The organism is Compostimonas suwonensis (genome assembly GCF_002797855.1).
Lineage (GTDB): Bacteria > Actinomycetota > Actinomycetes > Actinomycetales > Microbacteriaceae > Compostimonas > Compostimonas suwonensis.
The window spans coordinates 44,432-62,807 of record NZ_PGFB01000005.1; the positions used below are offsets into that span (position 1 = coordinate 44,432).

19 protein-coding genes are annotated in these 18,376 nt (G+C 71.3%); 6 read left to right on the forward strand and 13 right to left on the reverse strand.

Features of this window, described 5'->3' with window-relative positions; genetic code table 11:
- Nucleotides 1-5 precede the first annotated feature (5 nt).
- The 5 genes from CLV54_RS13765 to CLV54_RS13785 all read right to left on the reverse strand — a co-directional run bounded on the left by CLV54_RS13765 (nucleotide 6) and on the right by CLV54_RS13785 (nucleotide 4,257).
- Nucleotides 6-530, reverse strand: coding sequence for a hypothetical protein (locus tag CLV54_RS13765; RefSeq protein ID WP_100345580.1), 525 nt, complete (start codon nucleotides 528-530; stop codon nucleotides 6-8).
- A 214-nt stretch (nucleotides 531-744) separates the two neighbouring features.
- A complete protein-coding gene (locus CLV54_RS13770) occupies nucleotides 745-1,299 on the reverse strand; it encodes a hypothetical protein (RefSeq protein ID WP_100345581.1) in 555 nt (184 codons plus the stop codon).
- Between the two features lie 14 nt (nucleotides 1,300-1,313).
- Entirely contained in the window at nucleotides 1,314-1,796 is a 483-nt protein-coding gene (locus CLV54_RS13775) for a single-stranded DNA-binding protein (protein WP_100345582.1), read from the reverse strand.
- 74 nt (nucleotides 1,797-1,870) lie between these two features.
- A complete protein-coding gene (locus CLV54_RS13780) occupies nucleotides 1,871-3,640 on the reverse strand; it encodes a type IV secretory system conjugative DNA transfer family protein (RefSeq protein ID WP_100345583.1) in 1,770 nt (589 codons plus the stop codon).
- Nucleotides 3,637-4,257, reverse strand: coding sequence for a hypothetical protein (locus CLV54_RS13785; protein ID WP_245861738.1), 621 nt, complete (start codon nucleotides 4,255-4,257; stop codon nucleotides 3,637-3,639). The genes CLV54_RS13780 and CLV54_RS13785 overlap by 4 nt, the downstream gene beginning before the upstream one ends.
- Nucleotides 4,258-4,393: 136 nt before the next feature.
- Between CLV54_RS13785 and CLV54_RS13790 the strand changes: the two genes are divergently transcribed.
- The 3 genes from CLV54_RS13790 to CLV54_RS13800 are packed head-to-tail and all read left to right on the forward strand — an operon-like array spanning nucleotide 4,394 to nucleotide 7,531.
- Nucleotides 4,394-5,473, forward strand: a complete 1,080-nt coding sequence (locus CLV54_RS13790; RefSeq protein WP_100345584.1) for a tyrosine-type recombinase/integrase — start codon at nucleotides 4,394-4,396, stop codon at nucleotides 5,471-5,473.
- A 4-nt stretch (nucleotides 5,474-5,477) separates the two neighbouring features.
- Nucleotides 5,478-5,804: a helix-turn-helix domain-containing protein gene (locus CLV54_RS13795; RefSeq protein WP_100345585.1), complete on the forward strand. Its 327-nt coding sequence runs from the start codon at nucleotides 5,478-5,480 to the stop codon at nucleotides 5,802-5,804.
- Nucleotides 5,801-7,531, forward strand: coding sequence for a hypothetical protein (locus tag CLV54_RS13800; RefSeq protein WP_245861739.1), 1,731 nt, complete (start codon nucleotides 5,801-5,803; stop codon nucleotides 7,529-7,531). The genes CLV54_RS13795 and CLV54_RS13800 overlap by 4 nt, the downstream gene beginning before the upstream one ends.
- Nucleotides 7,532-7,533: 2 nt before the next feature.
- On the opposite strand, the gene CLV54_RS13805 is transcribed toward CLV54_RS13800, so the two are convergent.
- Together CLV54_RS13805 and CLV54_RS13810 are read right to left on the reverse strand one after the other, a co-directional pair.
- A complete protein-coding gene (locus tag CLV54_RS13805; protein ID WP_100345587.1) occupies nucleotides 7,534-8,043 on the reverse strand; it encodes a GNAT family N-acetyltransferase in 510 nt (169 codons plus the stop codon).
- On the reverse strand, nucleotides 8,040-8,399 hold the full coding sequence (locus tag CLV54_RS13810) for an ArsR/SmtB family transcription factor (protein WP_100345588.1): 360 nt from the start codon (nucleotides 8,397-8,399) through the stop codon (nucleotides 8,040-8,042). Before CLV54_RS13810 ends, CLV54_RS13805 begins: the two co-directional genes overlap by 4 nt.
- 75 nt (nucleotides 8,400-8,474) lie before the next feature.
- Between CLV54_RS13810 and CLV54_RS13815 the strand changes: the two genes are divergently transcribed.
- Nucleotides 8,475-9,803 carry an NAD(P)-binding domain-containing protein gene (locus CLV54_RS13815; protein WP_425430287.1) on the forward strand — a complete coding sequence of 443 codons (1,329 nt, stop codon included), beginning with the start codon at nucleotides 8,475-8,477 and terminating at the stop codon, nucleotides 9,801-9,803.
- Here CLV54_RS13815 and CLV54_RS13820 read toward each other — a convergent pair.
- Both CLV54_RS13820 and CLV54_RS13825 read right to left on the reverse strand, forming a co-directional pair.
- Entirely contained in the window at nucleotides 9,800-10,459 is a 660-nt protein-coding gene (locus tag CLV54_RS13820; protein WP_205547920.1) for an arsenate reductase ArsC, read from the reverse strand. The genes CLV54_RS13815 and CLV54_RS13820 overlap by 4 nt on opposite strands.
- Before the next feature lie 5 nt (nucleotides 10,460-10,464).
- Entirely contained in the window at nucleotides 10,465-11,142 is a 678-nt protein-coding gene (locus CLV54_RS13825; protein WP_100345591.1) for an arsenate reductase/protein-tyrosine-phosphatase family protein, read from the reverse strand.
- A 37-nt stretch (nucleotides 11,143-11,179) separates the two neighbouring features.
- Here CLV54_RS13825 and CLV54_RS13830 point away from each other — a divergent pair, with 37 nt between their 5' ends.
- Nucleotides 11,180-11,884 carry an aquaporin gene (locus CLV54_RS13830; RefSeq protein WP_245861740.1) on the forward strand — a complete coding sequence of 235 codons (705 nt, stop codon included), beginning with the start codon at nucleotides 11,180-11,182 and terminating at the stop codon, nucleotides 11,882-11,884.
- The gene (locus tag CLV54_RS13835) at nucleotides 11,881-13,263 is read left to right on the forward strand and encodes an FAD-dependent oxidoreductase (RefSeq protein ID WP_100345592.1); all 1,383 of its coding nucleotides are present in this window, start codon (nucleotides 11,881-11,883) and stop codon (nucleotides 13,261-13,263) included. The genes CLV54_RS13830 and CLV54_RS13835 overlap by 4 nt, the downstream gene beginning before the upstream one ends.
- Nucleotides 13,264-13,608: 345 nt before the next feature.
- On the opposite strand, the gene CLV54_RS13840 is transcribed toward CLV54_RS13835, so the two are convergent.
- The 4 genes from CLV54_RS13840 to CLV54_RS13855 all read right to left on the reverse strand — a co-directional run bounded on the left by CLV54_RS13840 (nucleotide 13,609) and on the right by CLV54_RS13855 (nucleotide 18,339).
- Nucleotides 13,609-15,495: a heavy metal translocating P-type ATPase gene (locus CLV54_RS13840; RefSeq protein ID WP_100345895.1), complete on the reverse strand. Its 1,887-nt coding sequence runs from the start codon at nucleotides 15,493-15,495 to the stop codon at nucleotides 13,609-13,611.
- Nucleotides 15,496-15,500: 5 nt separating this feature from the next.
- The gene (gene cmtR, locus CLV54_RS13845; protein ID WP_100345896.1) at nucleotides 15,501-15,860 is read right to left on the reverse strand and encodes a Cd(II)/Pb(II)-sensing metalloregulatory transcriptional regulator CmtR; all 360 of its coding nucleotides are present in this window, start codon (nucleotides 15,858-15,860) and stop codon (nucleotides 15,501-15,503) included.
- Nucleotides 15,861-16,030: 170 nt separating this feature from the next.
- Nucleotides 16,031-17,548: a TraC family protein gene (locus CLV54_RS13850; RefSeq protein ID WP_100345593.1), complete on the reverse strand. Its 1,518-nt coding sequence runs from the start codon at nucleotides 17,546-17,548 to the stop codon at nucleotides 16,031-16,033.
- A complete protein-coding gene (locus CLV54_RS13855) occupies nucleotides 17,545-18,339 on the reverse strand; it encodes a hypothetical protein (RefSeq protein ID WP_100345594.1) in 795 nt (264 codons plus the stop codon). The genes CLV54_RS13850 and CLV54_RS13855 overlap by 4 nt, the downstream gene beginning before the upstream one ends.
- Between the last annotated feature and the right edge of the window lie 37 nt (nucleotides 18,340-18,376).

The following is an 18,376-nucleotide window of genomic DNA, read 5'->3' on the forward strand; positions in this document are numbered from 1 at the left end:
GGCGGCTAGCTCAGTTCGCGCAGGAAGCGAATCGTCGCCGCCTCCTGAAGTACCGCCTCGTTCTCCCGCAGGTAGTCCCGCGGCGGCTCGGTCGCCACCAGGCCCTCGAGGAACGTCACCGGCACCGCCCAGTCGGCCGCCATCTGCTCCAGCTCGACCGTCGAGGGCATCAAGTCCGGGGAGTCCTGCATCCGCTCGGCCCAGGTCACGAGGTTGTCGTCTGAGGTCCGGGTCTGCTCCCATTCCTCGCGGGCCTGCTCCAGCGGCAGCTCCGGGTCGCCGATCCACACCAGCTGTGCCATCACGACCTCCTCCGCTATCCGCCGGGCCGTCACCAGCCGGGCGACCTCCTGCAAGTAATTCTGCTCCGAAGAGCGCGTCCCAGCCAGCATCGCCGTCAGGTCCGACACTTCCGCCTGCACCTGAAGGCCCAGGTTCGTGAAAAACTCCTCCGGGTTCTCCAGTGCGTGAAGCCTCGTCGGGGCCGTCTTCTCCCAATGCGCTCGGGCTGCTGCCGCGTACTTGTTCATCGGCGTGTTCCTCCCCGGCCGCCTCGTCCGGCACCTCGGATGCGAGCGCGCCGGCCAGCGACTCGTCGGCGGTGCGCTCGTCCAGCCCCCACAGGTCGAACGCGAGCTGACCCGGGTGCGGGTCGCGGTTGCGGCGCGCGGCCATCAGGTCGCCTCCGCGTCAGGACTGCGCGGCGAGACTGGCATGGATGCTCCCGTGATCGGACGCCGACGCTCAGGGGTGGATCTCGCCCGTGTCCGGGTCGAGGTTGCGGTAGAACTCGTCCTCGGCCGCCCGGCGTCGGGCAACGTCGTCGAGGACGTGCTGCACGAAGTCCGCGTCCCGGTCGGTGATCGGGGTCTCCTCGACCGGCGCGGCGGGTTCCTCGCCGGGCCACACGGTCTGCCGGGTCGGGCGGTCGCGGTCCAGGCGGGTGCCGGATGCGGCGACCCACTCGCGCAGCCGGTGCCGGGCGTCGGCGAAGTCCCGGTGCCAGCCCAGCGGCGCGGAACCGTTCTGCTCCGGGTCGTAGGCGCCCAGCCAGTGCAGGTGCAGGGCGCTCAGTTCCCATACGAGCTCGGGGTGCCGGTGCCACAGCGGCGGGATCACCGCGGCCGGCAGCCCGTAGGTGCGGCGCAGCCAGTTCACCCAGGCGTTGAGCTCCAGCCACTCGGTCTCGGCCTCGTCGGCGGTCAGGATGTTCCAGTTCACCGGGTGCGGCGGCTCCGGCAGCAACTCGGGACCCCCGTCGGGCGCAGGCTCGCGCAGGGTCTCGTCGGGGGTGCTCATGGCAGGCCCGTCCTTCAGAGGGCGACCGCGGTGGACTCTGCGGACGGGCGCTGCGGCGCGTCGCCGATCGGGGCCGGCTTGCGGCGCGGTCGCGGCGAGGGGCGCTCGGCGGCGTCCGCCTCCACGGCCTGCCCGGCGCGTCGGCTGCGGTCGACGCCGTACCGGGTGCGCAGGCTGTCGTGCCCGATCGCGGTCGCGATGAACTCCTCGTCGGGGACCGTCTTCCCGTCCCGCTCGTACGTGAAGGCGTGAACGCGGCCGCTGGCGACGAAGCTGTCGTCCTTTGCGAACTGGGCGTGAGCGCGCTTAGCGGCGGCGCGGAACAGGACGAGGTGGTGGAACGTCGGCTCGAGGTCGGTCGTGGTGCCGTCCGGCTCCACGCGCTGATGCCGCACACCGACCCTGGCGTAGAACCGGGCCTGGCCCTTGGAGGTCGTGGTCAGCTGCGGCTCGGTCGCGATGAACCCGGTCAGTGACTGCTGGGTCTGGATGCTCACGTCGTGCTCCTTGCCTGTCGTGACAGCCGCCAGCCGCGGCCGTTCCCATCAGGCAGGTGCGCGCCCGCTGCCAGTCATGCGGGACGACGCAGCGATGCCTCGATCTCGGCACGGTCGGCCTTCAGCGTCGCGGCGTCCTCGCGGCTCGTCCACGACCGCAGATCGGTGACGATGGGCGGGGCCGAGCGCAGCAGTGTGATCCCGGTGCCGAACGGCAAGGTTCTGATCGTCTCGGGCGGCATCACGGCCACGCGGCGCACGGAGCGTTGCGAGGAGCGCGATCCGCGGTCGCCGATCGTGTCCGAGTGGGTGGTCTCGTCCCGCTCCCCGATGAGGGTCGACAGGTCTTGCAGGTCGCGTGAGCCGGACGCGCCGCCGAGGACGATCTTGACGATGGAGGCGTCCCAGATCGCCGCGGCGGCGTTTTCGCCCCACTTCTCCCGCGCCTGGGCGAGGGATTGCAACACGGGCATGGTCGTGATCCCGGTGCCGCCCCCCTCCGCCATCAGCGTGGGCAGGCTCGGCAGGGGCGCGAGGTTCCCGATCTCGTCCAGCGCGAGCAGCAGCGGCGGGTCCAGGCGAGCGCCGGGTGAGGTCGCGGCCAGGTGCCTGGCGGTCTCCACAAGGTCTTCGACGAACGCGGACACCAGCGCCGAGGAACCGCCGGCGCCCGCGGAGGTCGCCAGCAGGTAGAGCGTCCCGCGCTGGGTGAGGAACGCCGCGGGGTCGAAGTCCTCGCCGGGGCGCGGGGTGACCGCTTCCAGCACGCGCGGGTCGGCCAGGCAGCTCAACGCGAGGGAGACGCCTTGCCAGATCGAGTCGCGGGTGCGGGGGTCGGCGTGGATCATCGCCTCCAGCGACTCGGCCCATCCGGTCGCCGCCTGCGGGTGGGCGGTGAGGATCGCGACGGCCTCGGCGGCGGCAGTCGGGTCCAGGGTCCAGCGGAACAGCTCGGCGGCCCCGCGGCCGTCGAGAGCCGCGGCGTGCAGCAGCGCCTGGAGCGCGGTGCGTGTCTTGCCCTCCCAGAACCCGCCGCCCTCGACTCCGCCCGAGGAAAGCCCGGTGCCGGCGGCCAGGCCCGTCGCACGGATCATCGCCGTCAGCGGGGTCTCGCAGCCGCGCACGGGCGACCAGCGCAGCCCCGCCGGCACGCCTTCGGCCAGGTGCTGCGGGTCGAACACCGCGACGGGGCCGCGCCGGAGCCTTGCGCGAAGCGTTGCGGTGAGGTTGTCGGGTCGGGTCGAGGTGGTCACGACCGCGCCCGGGGCGTCGAGGATGGCGTTGATCGCGACGAACATGCCCTTGCCCGCCCGAGGCGGGCCGATCAGCAGGATGCTGTCCTCCACCGACGCCCACACTTGGCGCCCGTGCGAGCGGCCGAGCAGGTAGCCGACGTCGGCCGGCTTCGGCTCCGAGAGGGACGGGCGAAGCGTGGAGGCGCGGCGCAGAAGCGCCCGGCTGGAGGCGGCCTGGGCGACCTCCGCTCCGGTCGCGGTGCCCTGGATGCGGTGTGGGTCGCGGCGGGTCGTCGTCGAGTGCCGGCGCAGCAGCGACCAGCCCCACCAGCCTGCGACGCCGAGGACGGCGAGCAGCAGGGCCGTGACGATCCAGTAGACGACCGGGTTCAGCCTCGGCGCGCCCAGTGGATCGCCGGGGTCGCCGGGACGCAGCAGCACGCCGAGGCCGGCCTCGATGCCGCCTGCCGGCTGTGGCGCCCCGGTCAGGAACGCCGCGATCGCCCCGGCGACCCGAAGCACCCCGGCGAATCCGGCGACGGCGACGAGTAGGCCGATGCCGAGGTTCGCGAGCAGGTCTTCGGGGCCGCGTCCCGTCGTCGTGCTCACGGGCGGTCCCGGTCGGGATGGTGGACGGACAGGGTGCCGGAGATGCGGCCTAGCAGCAGCACCTCGCGTGTCGGGGCCAGCTCGAGCAGGTGCCGTTGCAGCAGGGCGCGGCCGTGCCCGGTCGGGCCGGCGTCGGAGTGGGCGACGATGACGGCCAGGGCGACGTCCTCGCCGGGCACGAACCCGTCCGCGCTCACCTCGAGCAGCGCAGGGACCGCAGCCGCCGGAGCCGAAGCCTGCTGGGGAAAGGCAGGCTCGGGAGGGGCGAAGCGGCTCCGGCGGCGCGGTGGCGTGAGGATGTCGGTGAAGGTCGAGCCGTCCGCCTCACACACCTCGACGCGGATCGGCCCGTTGAGGGCGGTGGTGAGGTGGTCGGCGAGCGCCCCGAAGGTGTCGCGCCGCAGCGGCGACAGCGCCTCCGGTGGGGTGAGCGGAGCGCCGTCGACCGTGACGGCCAGGGCACCGTCGGGTGCGACGTCGACCCGGACGTGCGGGACGTGGATGATCGGCTGGGCGGTCATCGCCGTGTTGTCGGGCTCGTCGGCCGCGTCGCTGCCGCGCCGGTAGCGGGGCTTCACGCCACGCCTGTCCCAACTGCCGTGAGTTCGTTCGGCCATCTGCTCCCTCGATCTCTCATAGGAGCGAGGTACGCAGGGATCGCCACCCCTACACGATTCCTGTAGAGAGTTCACGATTCCTGAAAGAATCTGCCTATTATTGACGTATGCGCGGTGCCGATGAACTGACGGGCTCATGAAGCTCGCCGTCGTGCGAAGCATCGGCAGCGCCCGCGGCTTCCGCGACGAGCAGGACGTGGCCGACTTCGAGCAGGAGCTCGTCGACCAGTTCGCCCTGGCGATGGCAGCGGCCGGCCTGACCGACGGGCACATCCAGTCCTCGCGGGCCGCGGTGTTCGAGTTCCGGCAGAGCCTCGCCGCCCCGCTCTGGACCGCGGCGCCGGACGACGCCGATCGCTTCCTCGCGGGCCTGCGTCGGGCGGGACTGGCTGTGAGCACGCGGGCGGGCAAGGCAAAGACGCTCGCGCAGTTCTACGACTTCGCGATCGCCCGTTACCAGGCCGACGTGCATGCGCTGACCGGGTTCGTCCTCGAGCAGCCCATCGACGAGTACAACCGCCAGTCGAACAACTCGCTCGGCAAGATCCGCGTGCCGCCGTCGGACACCGAGGTCGACCATCTGTTCGCGGGATGGCGCAGCTCGCTGTCGAGCGCGCGGAAGTTCCTTCCGGCGGCGCGGGACTACTTCGCCGCATCGCTCTGGCGGCGCCTGGGGCTGCGGATCAACGAGAGTGCCAAACTCGACATCCGCGACTGGCGGCCTGACCTGAGCGAGTTCGGCAAACTCCACGTCCGCTTCGGGAAGGGCTCGCGCGGCCGCGGCGTGAAGCCGCGCCTGGTGCCGGCGATCAACGGCGCCGACCGGCTGATCGACTGGTGGCTCGCGGAGGTGCGGCACCTGTTCGGCCCGGACTGGGACAACCCCGACGCGCCGATGATTCCCTCGGAGCGGTTCGACCAGGACCTCGGACGCTGCTCACGGGCGAGCGACGACGTGCTGCGCCAAGGACTCAAAGCGCAGACCGTCGTGTTCCTGCCGGCCTGGGTCGGCCGGATGACCCCGCACGTCCTGCGGCACTACTGCGCCTCGTCGCTGTACGGCGCGGGTATGGATCTGAAAGCGATCCAGGAGATCCTCGGGCATGAGTGGCTATCCACCACGACCCGCTACATCCACGTCTCCAGCGACCACGTCGAGCAAGCGTGGCTGACCGCGAACCGGCGGCTGGAGACCCGATTCGGAGGGAGAGTCTGAACCCATGAAATGGAACCTGCGCATGGCCGCCGCCGAACGCGGCATCTGGAAGTCCTCGGAGCTGCGGCGACTGCTCGCGGACGCCGGCCTGGAGATGAGCGTCGGGAAGATGTCGGGCCTCTGGACCGGCACCCCGACCACGCTGCGGCTCGACGACCTCGACGTGATCTGCCTGGTGCTGGACTGCACTCCCGGCGACCTGTTGACCGCCGAACTGGGCGCCGCGGCAGCGCGGCGACCTGCGAAAGCGGCCGAGGAGCAGGCAGCGAACGGCTCGCCGTCGATCGTCAAGCCCCGCTACAACGGCAAGCGGCCCGAGCCGCCGCTGTGAGCACCAAACCGGGAGTGACCTCCCGGTTCCGGCCGCCGAAGTTCTGTTTCACCTGCGGCGTGAACCGCGCGGCCTGGCACTGGCCGAGCGTCGACTACTGCTACGGCTGCCTCCCCGGCGGCCCGTTCCCCGCTCCGTCGTGCGAGCGGTGCGGCTCGCCGGACTACTTCAGTCAGGGCCTGTGCGAGCGGTGCCACCCCGGCAGCCCGCACTACATCGGTCAGTGCAAGGACTGCTACGCCTGGGGCGTCTATCGCGGACATCAGTGGCGATGCCGGCATTGCGCCTGGTGGGCGAGCCACAACCCGCTCGGCGACTGCCGCTACTGCCATCGTCGCCTCCCGATCGGCGAACGTGGCGCCTGCCGGCTCTGCATCGAATCCGCGCGACGTATCCAGCAGCCCGGCCGCGACATCGACCTCGACGAAGGCACCCGGCACGGGCTCCAGCTGTTCTTCGCCAACATGCCCGCCCGCCGCAAGCTGCCCCTGCCCGCACAGTCCACGCGGGCGTCGCGGATCGTGCTCGATGCCGAAGCGAGCGCCTGGGAGCAGCCGGCGCTGTTCGAGCTCGCACCGGACCCCGAGGTGCTCCGGCAGCGGGCGACCGCGCAGGCCCGCGACTGGACCTACCGCACCGACGGGATCGTGTTCGAGCACGCCCGGCAGTTCGGCTGGTCGAACCGGCAGACCAATCAGGTCCGTCGCTCCTTGAAGATGCTCCAGATCCTCGCCCCCGACGGCACGACGATGGTCCGCGCCACCGAAGTGATCCGGCTGCGCCGCTATGACGCCGAGGGCAACATCGTCTCCACCCTCGATGTCCTCGACGCCGCCGGCCTGCTCATCGACGACCGCACCCCGCACATCGACCGCTACTTCGACGGCAAGTTCGCCGGCCTCCCGCCGGCGATGCGGACCCAGCTCGAGCTCTGGTTCGACATCATGATCCACGGCAGTCCTATCCCACCGCGGCGGAAGCCCCGCGACCCGGCCACGGTGAAGATTCAGATCCTCGGCATCGCCCCGATCGTCACCGCCTGGGCCGAAGACGGCATCGAGTCGCTCGCCGAGATCAGCCCCGAGCTGCTGCTCGACTCCCTGCCCGCCGACGCAGGTAAGCGGCACTGGGCCGAGCGCGGATTCCGTGCCCTGTTCGGCATCCTCAAGGGACGCAATGCGATCTTCGCCGACCCGACGACCGGCATGCCCCTGACCGAGCCGCGCCGCAGCACACCGCTGCCGGCCGACACCGAGACGATCCTCGCCGCCCTGAACCACTCAGATCCAGCGGTCGCCCTCGCCACCTCGATCGTCGCCTTCCACGGCCTGACCAACCTCCAGATTCGTGCGCTGCAGCTCACCGACATCATCGACGGCCGGCTCACCCTGCCTGACGGGCGCGTGATCCCGCTGGCCGAGCCGGTGCGAGCCCGGCTGCGGACCCGGCTCGACCACCGAGCAACGAGATGGCCGCGCACGATGAACCCGCACCTGTTCGTCACGATGCAGACCGCGCCACGGCTCAGCGCCCCGAGCCGGCAGTTCCCCTGGCTCAAGGCCGGCATCTCCGCGCAGACGCTGCGCACCGACCGCGTCCTGCACGAAGTCCAGGCCAGCGGCGGCGACGTCCGCCGCATCAGCGACCTGTTCGGGATCGGCATCGAGTCGGTCGCCCGCTACCTCGGCGTCCTCGACCCCGACCTCAGCGGCCACCGGCCGGACTGACCTCAGTCGCCTGATCGACGGCGCTCGATCAGCACAGTGTCGCGCCAAGTGCCAGCCAACGGGCCGTAACCCATAAGCGCGATACGTTCGCGGGTGCCCACCGTGCGGAACCCGTGGCGGTCGTGCAGGCGCAGACTCGCGGTGTTCTCGGGGAAGATCGACGACTGGATGGTCCAGATGCCGGCCGTGTCCGCGGCAGCGATGAACGCTTCCAGGAGGGCGGCTCCGGCGCCTTGCTCACGGGCGGCATCGGCGATGTAGATCGAGTGCTCGACCACGCCGCGGTACACCGGCCGCGATGACACGGGGCTGGCGGCCGCCCACCCCACGACGAGGCCGTCGGTGTCTGTGGCGACGAGGCGCAGATCGGGGAGCTTGCCGCTGTCGAAGCCATCCCAGTCGGGTGGCTCTGCCTCGAACGTGGCGTGCCCGGTGGCGATGCCTTCACGGTAGATGTGCTCGACGGCAGGCCAGTCCGCGGGCGTCATCGGACGGATGCCGACGCGGATCATTCGGGCAGGAGGGTGCGGGCTGCGTTCTGGAGGGCGCCGTCGACGACGCGGAAGTAGGCCCACTTGCCGCGCTGCTCGCGGGTGGCAAGGCCGGCTTCGACGAGCTGCTTCATGTGGTGCGAGACGGTGGGCTGGGCAAGGCCGACGGGGTCGGTGAGGTCGCAGATGCACATCTCCCCGGTGTCGCTGCCGCCGATCAGGGACAGGAGCTTGACCCGGGTGGGGTCGCCGAGAGCCTTGAACACGCGGGCGATCCGTTCGGCCTGCTCCGATTCGAGCGCGCCACCGGCCACAGTGCCGCAGCACGCGGTGCCGTCTTCGGTGAGGAGCGGGAGCGCGATGGTCACGGTGCTCATCCTCCCAGTCGTATTGACATCTGTCGATGTATCGAGGATTCTCGATGTATTGATGTTAGTCGATGTGAGGAGTGGGTGGTGGATCTTCCTGTCGTGGTGATCGGCGCGGGACCGCAGGGGCTGGCCGCCGCAGCGCATCTGCGGGAGCGCGGCCTGGAACCGCTGGTGCTGGAGAGGGGCGCGGGTCCCGCGGCGGCGGTGGCGGAGTGGGGGCATGTGCGGCTGTTCTCGGAGTGGCCCGAGCTCGTCGACTCCGCCGCGGCTCGGCTGCTCGAGCCTTCCGGGTGGCAGCGACCCGAGCGGGGGTATCCGACCGGCGGCGCCTGGATCACCGGATACCTCGCGCCCCTCGCGCAGGTTCTTGGGGATCGCGTCCGCTACGGCGCAAGGGTCACCGGCGTCGGTCGCAAGGGACGTGACCTGCTGGTGGATGCCGGGCGCGCCGAGCAGCCGTTCGTGATTCACGTCGAGGAGGCCGACGGCTCGCAGTCGCGGATCGAGGCGCAGGCGGTGATCGACGCCTCGGGCACCTGGACGAGCCCGAATCCTGCCGGTGCCGACGGGCTGCCTGCGCTCGGCGAGACCGCCGCGGCCGGATTCCTCACGTATCGGATTCCGTCGTTCGCCGACGCCGAGCCGTATGCGGGGCGGCACACGGTGGTGGTCGGCAATGGGCACTCCGCGGCGACGGCGATCACCGAGCTGGCCCGCATCGCCCGCCAGCACCCGGACCCTCGGATCACCTGGGTGCTGCGCCGCGGGACGGTCGGCGACACGTTCGGCGGCGGGGAGGCGGACGAGCTTCCCGAGCGTGGCGCACTCGGCCAGCGCGCTCGCACCGCGGTCGACCAGGGCCTCGTGAGCCTGGTGACCGGGTTCCGTATCGAGCGGATCGACACCGCCGATCAGGGTGCGGTGCTGGTTGCCGAGGACGGGCGCGTGCTCGAGCCCGCGGATCGGGTGGTGGTGCTGACCGGGTTCCGGCCGGATCTGTCGATCCTGTCCGAGGTGCGGCTGGAGCTGAATGCCCGGTTGCAGGCGCCGGTGCGGATCGCGGCGGACATCGACCCGAACATCCACTCTTGTGGTTCGGTGCGCGCCACCGGCGCTGTGGACCTGGCCCAGCCCGAGCCGGGCCTCTTCATCGTGGGGGCCAAGTCCTACGGCCGCGCCCCGACCTTCCTCGCCCTCACTGGGTACGAGCAGGTTCGCAGCGTCGTCGCCGAGCTCGCCGGTGACCACGAGGCTGCGGCCCGGAGCGAGCTGGTGCTGCCGGGCACGGGCGTGTGCGGCGGCGCGGGACTGTTCGACGACCCGACCGGAGCCAAGGGCGGCGCCTGCTGCGCACCCGCAGCGCCGCAGGTGATCCAGCTCGGACGTGCCCCCGCGGGTACTGCGGTCTAGGTTCTCGCGGGGACGCCGAGCTCGGCGAGCAGGTTCAGGACGCGAGCCTCGATCTCGTCGCGCACCGGCCGGACGCCCTCCGGGGTCCATCCGGCGGGGTCGGGCAGGGTCCATTCCTCGTAGCGTTTGCCGGGGAACACCGGGCAGGCGTCGCCGCAGCCCATCGTGATCACCACGTCTGCGGCGCGCACGACCTCGTCGGTCCAGGGCTTGGGGTACTCGCCGGCGATGTCGATGCCGCGCTCGGCCATCACCTCGACGGCGACCGGGCTGACCTCGTGGCCGGGTTCGGAGCCGCCGGACCAGCCGACGGCGTGCTCGCCGGCGTGGTGCTGGAAGAAGCCGAGGGCCATCTGCGAGCGGCCGGCGTTGTGCACGCACAGGAACAGCACCGTCGGCTTTCCGTCGACGTGGAGCCCGTCGACTTTGGCGAGGGCGCGCAGGCGTTGCCTGGCGAACTTCTCGGTCAGCAGCGGCAGGTAGTTCGGCACGGTCGCACGCTGGGCGAGGTCGGTGTAGGAGGCGTGCAGGAAACGGTCGATCGTCTCCCGCCCGAATGTGCCGTCGAACTCCCGGGTCAGCCGCTCCGCGCCGGAGGCGAGGGCTGCCTCCTGGTCGATCGTGATCGTGGCGTGCGGTTCCTGGTGCGGTGACATCGTCGTCATCCCTTCGTCGTGGTCAGCCTCGGGGCAAGGCTCTGGATACGGGCGGCGATGTCCTCGAAGGCGGCATCGAATGCGGCATCCGATCCGTCGCGCACCGGGTCGGGCACCGACCAATGCACCCGGCCCTCGCCGGCGAGTTCCTCGTGGGCGGTGTCGCAGACCGTGACCACGAAGTCGTCGACGTCCAGCACCTCGGCCAGCGTCCGCGGTCGGGCGGCACGGAGAGTGAGGCCGTGCCGGTCGGCGGCGGCGATCGCGCCCGGCTCGATGGCGTCTGCCGGGTGCGTGCCGGCGGAGGCGACCGGGATGTCGCTGGCGTCGTGCCAGAGCGCGGCGGCGAGCTGCGAGCGTGCGGAGTTGCCGGTGCAGACGAACACCACCCGCCGCACGCCGAGGGCCGGCGACGGGGTCAGCCCCGTGAAGGCGCCGGGGGCGAGGTGGAGGTAGGTGCGGCGCCGGTCGGCCTCCGACCGCGTCCGCAGCAACAGCCCGGCGTGCTCGAGCTGGTTCAGGTGGTGCGCGAGCAGGCTGGAGGAGACGCCGAGCTCGGCTTGCAGCTCGACCGGGGCGGCATCGCCGAGGGTGAGCAGGTCCATGATCCGCAGCCGCACCGGATCGGCCAGCGCCGCATATCGCGCCACCCGCCCCGCCAGGTCAGTTCGCTCAATGTTCATTACCTCAATAGTGACTGAGCAATGTATCGTCGTCAAGGTGACCCACGAAAAGAGCACGACATCCGCCCCCGCCCCGTTGTGGCGGCGCGCGGTCGCCGAGTTCCTCGGCGCCGGCCTGCTGGTGACCGTCGTGGTCGGCTCCGGCATCGCCGCCCAGCGTCTCTCGCCAGACGACGTCGGGCTGCAGCTGCTGGAGAACTCGCTGGCGACGGCGCTCGGGCTGACGGTGCTCATCCTGATCTTCCAACCCGTCAGCGGCGCGCACCTCAACCCCGTCGTCACCCTCGCCGACCGCTTCCTCGGCACCCGCCACGCTCCCTCCGAGATCGTGGTCTACCTCGTCGCGCAGGTCACCGGCGGCATCGGCGGCGCGATCCTCGCGAACCTCATGTTCCAGGCGCCGACGGCGGTGTCCACGACCGATCGCCTCTCGGCGGGCCACCTGCTCGGCGAAGTCGTCGCCACCGCCGGGTTGGTGCTGCTGATCTTCGCCTTGGCCCGCACCGGCCGCAGCGCCGTGGTCGCCCCCGCGGTCGGCGCCTACATCGGCGCCGCGTACTGGTTCACCTCCTCGACCTCCTTCGCCAACCCCGCCGTGACCATCGGCCGGATCTTCACCGACACCTTCGCCGGCATCGCCCCGACCTCCGCACTGTGGTTCCTCGCCGCCCAGCTCGTCGGCGCCGCCGCCGGCGTTGGCCTCGTGCTCCTGCTCTTCCCGAATCGAAAGGCCCAGCCATGACCCACCTGATCGCCATCGGCGGCTCCGACGCCGGCATCTCCGCCGCCCTGCGCGCCCGCGAGCTCGACCCTGACACCGACGTGACCGTCGTGGTCGCAGACGAGTACCCGAACTTCTCCATCTGCGGCATCCCCTACTACTTCACCGGCGAAGTGCAGCCCTGGCAGTCGCTCGCGCACCGCACCAGCGCCGACCTGGAAGCCACCGGCATGAGCTTGCGGCTGAACACCTTCGCCACGGGCATCGACGTCGCAGGTCGCCGGCTCACCGTCCGCACCCCGGACGGCGCGTTCGAGGAGCTGGCCTACGACGAGCTGATCGTCGGCACCGGCGCCCTCCCGTCCCACGCCGGCATCACCGGCCTGGAGGTGCTGACCCCGGCGGACGGGGTGCATGTCATCCACTCGATGGGCGACACCTTCGCCCTCGATCACGACCTCACCGCCCGGCAGCCGCAGTCGGCGATCATCGTCGGCGCCGGCTACGTCGGCCTGGAGATGGCCGAGGCGTTCATCGCCCGCGGCATGACCGTCGTCCAGCTCCAGCGCGGCCCCGAAGTGCTCTCCACCCTCGACCCCGAGCTCGGCGCCTTCGTCCACGAGGAACTCACGACCCACGGCGTCGAGGTGGTCACCGGCTCGACCGTGACCGGGATCGAGAAGACCCCAGCCGGGCTCACCGTCACGGGCACCCGCGACGGGCAGCCGTTCACGCAGACCGCGGACCTCGTGCTGGTCGTCGTCGGGGTGCGGCCGAACACCGAGCTGCTCGAGCAGGCCGGCGCGAGCCTCGGCGCGGGCCGCGGGGTCGTGGTCGACGAGCACATGCGCACCGGCCTCCCGCACGTCTGGGCCGCCGGGGACGGCATCATCACCCATCACCGCCTGCTCGGGGTGACCTACTTGCCGCTGGGCACGACGAGCCACAAGCAGGGCCGCATCGCCGGGGAGAACGCCCTCGGCGGTGACCGGGCCTTCGCCGGCTCGGTCGGCACCCAGGTCGTGAAGGTCTTCGACCTCATCGCTGCCCGCACCGGCCTGCGTGACCACGAGGCGATCGCCGCCGGGTACGCGCCCGCGACGGTGAGCTCTGCGGCGGACGACCACAAGCGCTACTACCCCGGCGCGCACCCGATCCACTTCCGCATCACCGGCGACACCGGCGACGGGAGACTGCTCGGCGCGCAACTCGTCGGCAGGCGCGGCACCGAGGTCGCCAAGCGCGTCGACACCTTCGCCACCGCCCTCTACGCCGGGCTGACTATCGAGCAGTTCGCCGACCTTGACCTCTCCTACACGCCGCCGCTGGGCTCACCGTGGGACGCGGTGCAGGTCGCCGCGCAAGCGTGGGAGAGCCAGCGCGCGAGGGTGCTGGTCTAGGAGCCGACGTTGAGCGCGGCGAGCTGGCGAGGAGCCGGTCGAGAAGGTTCCCGATCGCGCCGCCCCCGACGAGCATCCAGGTCGCGTTGGTGCCGAGGGACATGACGGTGCCGGGGTTGAACGCGAGTTGCAGGCCGAGCACGTTGCCCACCGGCGAGAAGCGCTCGTGCTCGCTGAGTTGCGCGATGGTCTTGGTGCCCTGATCGACCGGCGCGGCGGGCGCAGGCGAGCAGGAACCAGCGCGGCCGGACGCGGCCCGTCGCGGCGCGGCGCGGCGGGGAATCGTCGCCTCCGTGTCCGTCGCACTCGTTGCCGCTGGGGCGATCCCGCGGTCGAAAGGGCGACTCATGCCTTCCGCCGTCGGGCTGCCCGCAGACCGTTGAGGATGACCACGACTTCGGCGATCTCGTGGACGAGGACGACGGCGGCCAGGCCAAGCACTCCGAGGATCGCCAGTGGCAGCAAGGCGGCGATGATGAGGATGGAGAGCACCACGTTCTGGTTGATGATGCTGCGGCCGCGGCGTGCGTGGGCGAGGGCCTGCGGGATGAGGCGCAGGTCGTGGCCGGTGAACGCGACGTCGGCGGATTCGATCGCCGCGTCGGCTCCCTTGGCTCCCATCGCGATTCCCAGGTCGGCGGCGGCCAGCGCGGGGGCGTCGTTGATGCCATCGCCGATCATGGCGGTGGGCTGGGACTTCGACAGCGCGGCGACGGCGGTGGCCTTGTCCTCGGGGCGCAGCTCGGCGCGGACATCGGTGATGCCGGCTTGTGCGGCCAGGGCGGCGGCGGTGCGGGCGTTGTCGCCGGTGAGCATCGTCACTCCCACTCCTCGCTTGAGGAGCGTCGCGATCACCTCCGGGACTTCGGGGCGCAACTCGTCCCGGACCCCGACGGCGCCCACCGGCACGCCCTCGCGGTGGACAATGACGACGGTCATTCCCTCAGATTCCATCGCCTCGACCTCGCCGGCCAGCGTTCCGGCGTCGAGCCAGCGGGGGCTTCCCACGGCGAGCCGGGCACCGCCCAGCGTCCCGGTGATGCCGTGCCCTGCCGTCTCCGTGACCTCCTGCGCGGTCGGAGGTTGCCGGACGGCGTTGGTGATCGCGGCGGCCAGCGGGTGCGTGCTGTGCGCCTCCAGGCTCGCCGCCCATGCGAGCACCTCGTCCTCGGCCACGTCGGTGGTGACGACGCGGCTCACAGTGGGCTCGTTGCGGGTCAGCGTCCCGGTCTTGTCGACGGCCAAGTGCCGGATGCCGCCGAACCGCTCGAACGCGGCGCCGGACTTCACCACGACGCCGAACTTGGAAGCCGCCCCGATCGCGGAGACCACGGTCACGGGAACGGCGATCGCCAGCGCACACGGCGACGCCGCGACCAGCACAACCAGCGCGCGGGTGATCCACAGTTCGACATCGCCGGTCAGCAGCGACCCGAGCAGGGCCACGAGCACGGCGAGGATCATCACGCCCGGCACGAGGGGGCGAGCGATCCGGTCGGCCAGGCGGGCGCGGTCGCCCTTCTCGGCCTGGGCCTGCTCCACCAGCTCCACGATCGTGGTCAGGGAGTTGTCGGTGCCGTCCGCGGTGGCCTCGACCTCGAGCACGCCGGAGGTGTTGATCGACCCGGCCGATACCGCGTCGCCGGGCTCGACCTCGACCGGGATCGACTCGCCGGTGATCGCGGACGTGTCCAGGCTGCTGCGCCCGACCCGCACGATCCCGTCGGTGGCGATCCGCTCGCCAGGTCGAATCACCAGCAGGTCGCCGACGCGCAGCTCCTTCGCCTCGACCTCGGCCGTGGCGTCACCTCGCTTGACCAGCGCCGTCTCGGGCACCAGCTTCAGCAGCGCCCGCAGGCCCGCGCGGGCGCGGTCCATCGCCTTGTCCTCCAGCGCCTCCGCGATGGAGTACAGGAACGCCAGCGCCGCGGCCTCCTCGACATAGCCGAGAATCACCGCGCCCACCGCGCTGATCGTCATCAGCAGCCCGATGCCGAGCTTGCCCCGCGTGAACAGCTTCCGCAGCGCACCCGGCACGAACGTGGACGCGCCCAGCAGCAGGCCGATCCAGAACAGCACGAGGGCGGCGAGATCCGCGCCGGTCCACTCGCACACCAGCCCCGCGGCGAACGCGACACCGGAGCCGATCGGGATCAGGACGCTCGGACTCCGCCACCACGGCCGGTCGTCATCGTCGTCATCGTCGAGCTGCGCGACCTGGGAGCCAGTCATCGTGCTCACGCGATCGCTCCCGGCTCGCAGCAGCCGACGACCGAGCACGCCGGGTCGATGCACGGCGCGTTCTCGTCCACAGCCAGCGTGACCTCCACCAGCGCATCCAGCGCGGCGGCCAGGTGCGGGTCGGCGATCTCGTAACGCGTCTGGCGGCCCTCCGGCTCGGCCACCACGATCCCACAGTCCCGCAGACACGCCAGATGGTTCGACACGTTCGATCGGGTCAGTTCCAGACTCCGCGACAGCACCGCCGGATAGCTCGGCCCGTCCAGCAGTGTCATCAGAATCCGCGACCGGGTCGGGTCGGCCATCGCCCGGCCCAGCCGGTTCATCACATCCAACCGCGAAGCAATAGTCAGCATGAGATGACTATACAGCAGGCGCTGACGTATCTGAGCCCCACGCCGATCACGGTCTTGCACAGCCCGCCGATCCTGCCGTCCGCATCGACACAACCATCACCCCCCTACAAGCCACGGAACTCACGGCCCCAGATACCCTGAACCAGGCCCTCATGCCGTGAGTTCCTGCATCAACCGACTTCAGGAATCGTGAACTTACGGGGTTCCCCGGTCATGCGGGTGGCCGTGTTGAACAGTTCGAGCTCGGCCGGGTGCAGCTGATGCTGCGTGACGTAGGAGTGATCCTTGACTCGCCAGAGCCCTTGCCCGGTGCCGAGGGTGGGCAGCAGTTTCTGCTCGGTGCCGGTCAGCCCGAGGATCTCGCCGGTGACGCCGAGTTGGTCGCTCTCCTGGCGGTAGATAATCCTCGTCTCCGCATTGGCGAGCAGCGAGGAGGCCAGGGCGCGCATCGCCGAGCCGCTGTCGCCTACGTTGTCCAGGTCGGTGAGCTTGTGGAACACGAGCGCATTTGCGATGCCGTAGTGACGGGCGAGCCGCCATTGTGCGTCCATGCGGCGCAGCAGCGGGGCATGGGACATGAGCCGCCATGCCTCGTCGTAGATCACCCACCGTTGCCCGCCGTTCGGGTCCAACAGCGCGGCCTCCATCCACGCCGAGGAGCACGTCATCAGCACCGAGATCAGGGTGCTGTTCTCCGCGACGCGGGATAGGTCGAGGCTGACCATCGGCAGCGACGGGTCGAAGCTGACGGTCGAGGGGCCGTCGAACAGCCCGGCGAGGTCGCCGGCGACGAGCCGGCGCAGCGCGTGCCCGGCCAGACGTCCGTCCTCGGCGAGACGTCCGTCCGGGTCGTCAGCAGCAGCCGGGTTCAGGATGCGGTCCACGACCATCGGCAGGATCGGCGTCTCGGCCGATCGCACGGCGTCGGCCAGGGCGATGTCGATCGCGGTGTGCTCCAGCGGGGTCAGCCGCCGGTCCAGCACCGTCTCGGTCAGCGCACCGATCAGGTCACGGCGGCGTGCGGCGACCTGGGTCGCCCATTCGCTGTCGGACACGTCGGAAGGCCGGTGCCCCTCGTCGAGCGGGTTGAGCCGGTTGCGCAGCCCGTGCCCGAGCACGATCGCCTTGCCGCCGACAGCCTCGGCGACCGCGGTGTGCTCTCCCTTGGGGTCGCCCGGCACGTACACGCGACGTCCGAACGCGATCGACCTCGTGTAGAGGGACTTCACCAGGGACGACTTGCCCGAGCCAACGATCCCGGCCACGACGATGTTCGGGGCCGTGATGACGCCACGCGCGTATAAGACCCACGGGTCGTAGACGAAACTGCCGCCGGAGTAGAGATCCTGCCCGACGAAGACACCGGCGGAGCCGAGGCCGCCTTCGGCGAGGAACGGGTACGCCCCGGCCAGCGTCGCCGAAGTGTCCTGGTGGCGCGGCAGCCGCAACCGGCCGGGGGTGCGCAGCGCCGCCGGGCCGGCCTCCCCGGCAGGCGGGAGGTAGGTGGTGCGTCGGCGTTCGGTACGCTCGGCCTCCCACCGCTGGTGCGCCTGCAGCTTGCGGGCGCGCTGTTGCTCGGCGAGCAGCTCCGCTGCGGCCCGCGCGCGGGCCTTGCGGTGCTTGCGGCGCTCGTTCTGCGGCGAGACGAGCACGCTGGTGTGCAGGCGTCCGTCATCCTGACCGGTCACAGCGCGAGGCCCTGACCGGGCCGTGCGCTCTGCGCGGCAGCACCGAACAGGCGCGGGTCGGCGGGCCGCGTCCGCCCGGCCGGCACGACCGGCGCGGGCTCGGCGAGCGCCGGGTCCGGCGGGGCGTCATGCGTTCGCAGCAGGCTGACGTGCCCGAGGGTCGGGTTGTAGGTCAGCGTGTACTCGGCGACCGTGACCGAGCGGTCCAGCGCCCCGACGGGCGGGGCGTCGTAGACGTACCCGTTGACCAGGGCTGCGTCGGTCGTCTCCCGCCCGTAGTCCCACTGGGCCAGGTGCGCGACGGCCGCGTCGGGTCCGTCCCGGTCGATGAGGGTCAGCACCTCGTCGGCCTCCTCGCCCTGGAGGAACACGACGCTCACCCACCGTGGCGCCGCCTCCGGCGCGCGGGTCGGGCCGTCGACGGCGATCCCGGCCAGGTCGACGCCGGCGGGCTGCCAGGCGATCCGGGAGGCGTGCTGCGAAGCCAGGTCGAGCCGCACCTGCACCTCGTCGAGCGCGTTCGCGGCGAGGTTGAGTGCGTCGGCGGCGGCGAGCGCGTAGACCCGGCCGAGGAACGGGTCGCCGTCGTCGGTGCGGGCGAGCTCATGGGCGTCGACGTGGCTGCGGGTGAGCTGGTCGAGCACCTGCCGCAGCGACCGGGTGCCGGCGATCAGCTCGCCGAGGACCGGGTAGGTGCTGGTCGGCGGCATGTCCCGCGTGGCGTGCGCGAGGCCACGCAGCGCGACGGCGCTCTCCTTGGCGTCCGCGAGCGGGTCGGTCAGAGTCGGCATGGCGTTGTCCTCCGGTGGATGGGCTGTCGGAAGACAG

Bases quoted from the DNA above. Each gene is read 5' to 3' on its own strand.
- CLV54_RS13765 (WP_100345580.1), bottom strand. From the start codon at position 530: ATGAACAAGTACGCGGCAGCAGCCCGAGCGCATTGGGAGAAGACGGCC.
- CLV54_RS13770 (WP_100345581.1), bottom strand. From the start codon at position 1,299: ATGAGCACCCCCGACGAGACCCTGCGCGAGCCTGCGCCCGACGGGGGT.
- CLV54_RS13785 (WP_245861738.1), bottom strand. From the start codon at position 4,257: ATGGCCGAACGAACTCACGGCAGTTGGGACAGGCGTGGCGTGAAGCCC.
- CLV54_RS13790 (WP_100345584.1), top strand. From the start codon at position 4,394: ATGAAGCTCGCCGTCGTGCGAAGCATCGGCAGCGCCCGCGGCTTCCGC.
- CLV54_RS13795 (WP_100345585.1), top strand. From the start codon at position 5,478: ATGAAATGGAACCTGCGCATGGCCGCCGCCGAACGCGGCATCTGGAAG.
- CLV54_RS13805 (WP_100345587.1), bottom strand. From the start codon at position 8,043: ATGATCCGCGTCGGCATCCGTCCGATGACGCCCGCGGACTGGCCTGCC.
- CLV54_RS13810 (WP_100345588.1), bottom strand. From the start codon at position 8,399: ATGAGCACCGTGACCATCGCGCTCCCGCTCCTCACCGAAGACGGCACC.
- CLV54_RS13820 (WP_205547920.1), bottom strand. From the start codon at position 10,459: ATGTCACCGCACCAGGAACCGCACGCCACGATCACGATCGACCAGGAG.
- CLV54_RS13825 (WP_100345591.1), bottom strand. From the start codon at position 11,142: ATGAACATTGAGCGAACTGACCTGGCGGGGCGGGTGGCGCGATATGCG.
- CLV54_RS13835 (WP_100345592.1), top strand. From the start codon at position 11,881: ATGACCCACCTGATCGCCATCGGCGGCTCCGACGCCGGCATCTCCGCC.
- CLV54_RS13840 (WP_100345895.1), bottom strand. From the start codon at position 15,495: ATGACTGGCTCCCAGGTCGCGCAGCTCGACGATGACGACGATGACGAC.
- cmtR (WP_100345896.1), bottom strand. From the start codon at position 15,860: ATGCTGACTATTGCTTCGCGGTTGGATGTGATGAACCGGCTGGGCCGG.
- CLV54_RS13855 (WP_100345594.1), bottom strand. From the start codon at position 18,339: ATGCCGACTCTGACCGACCCGCTCGCGGACGCCAAGGAGAGCGCCGTC.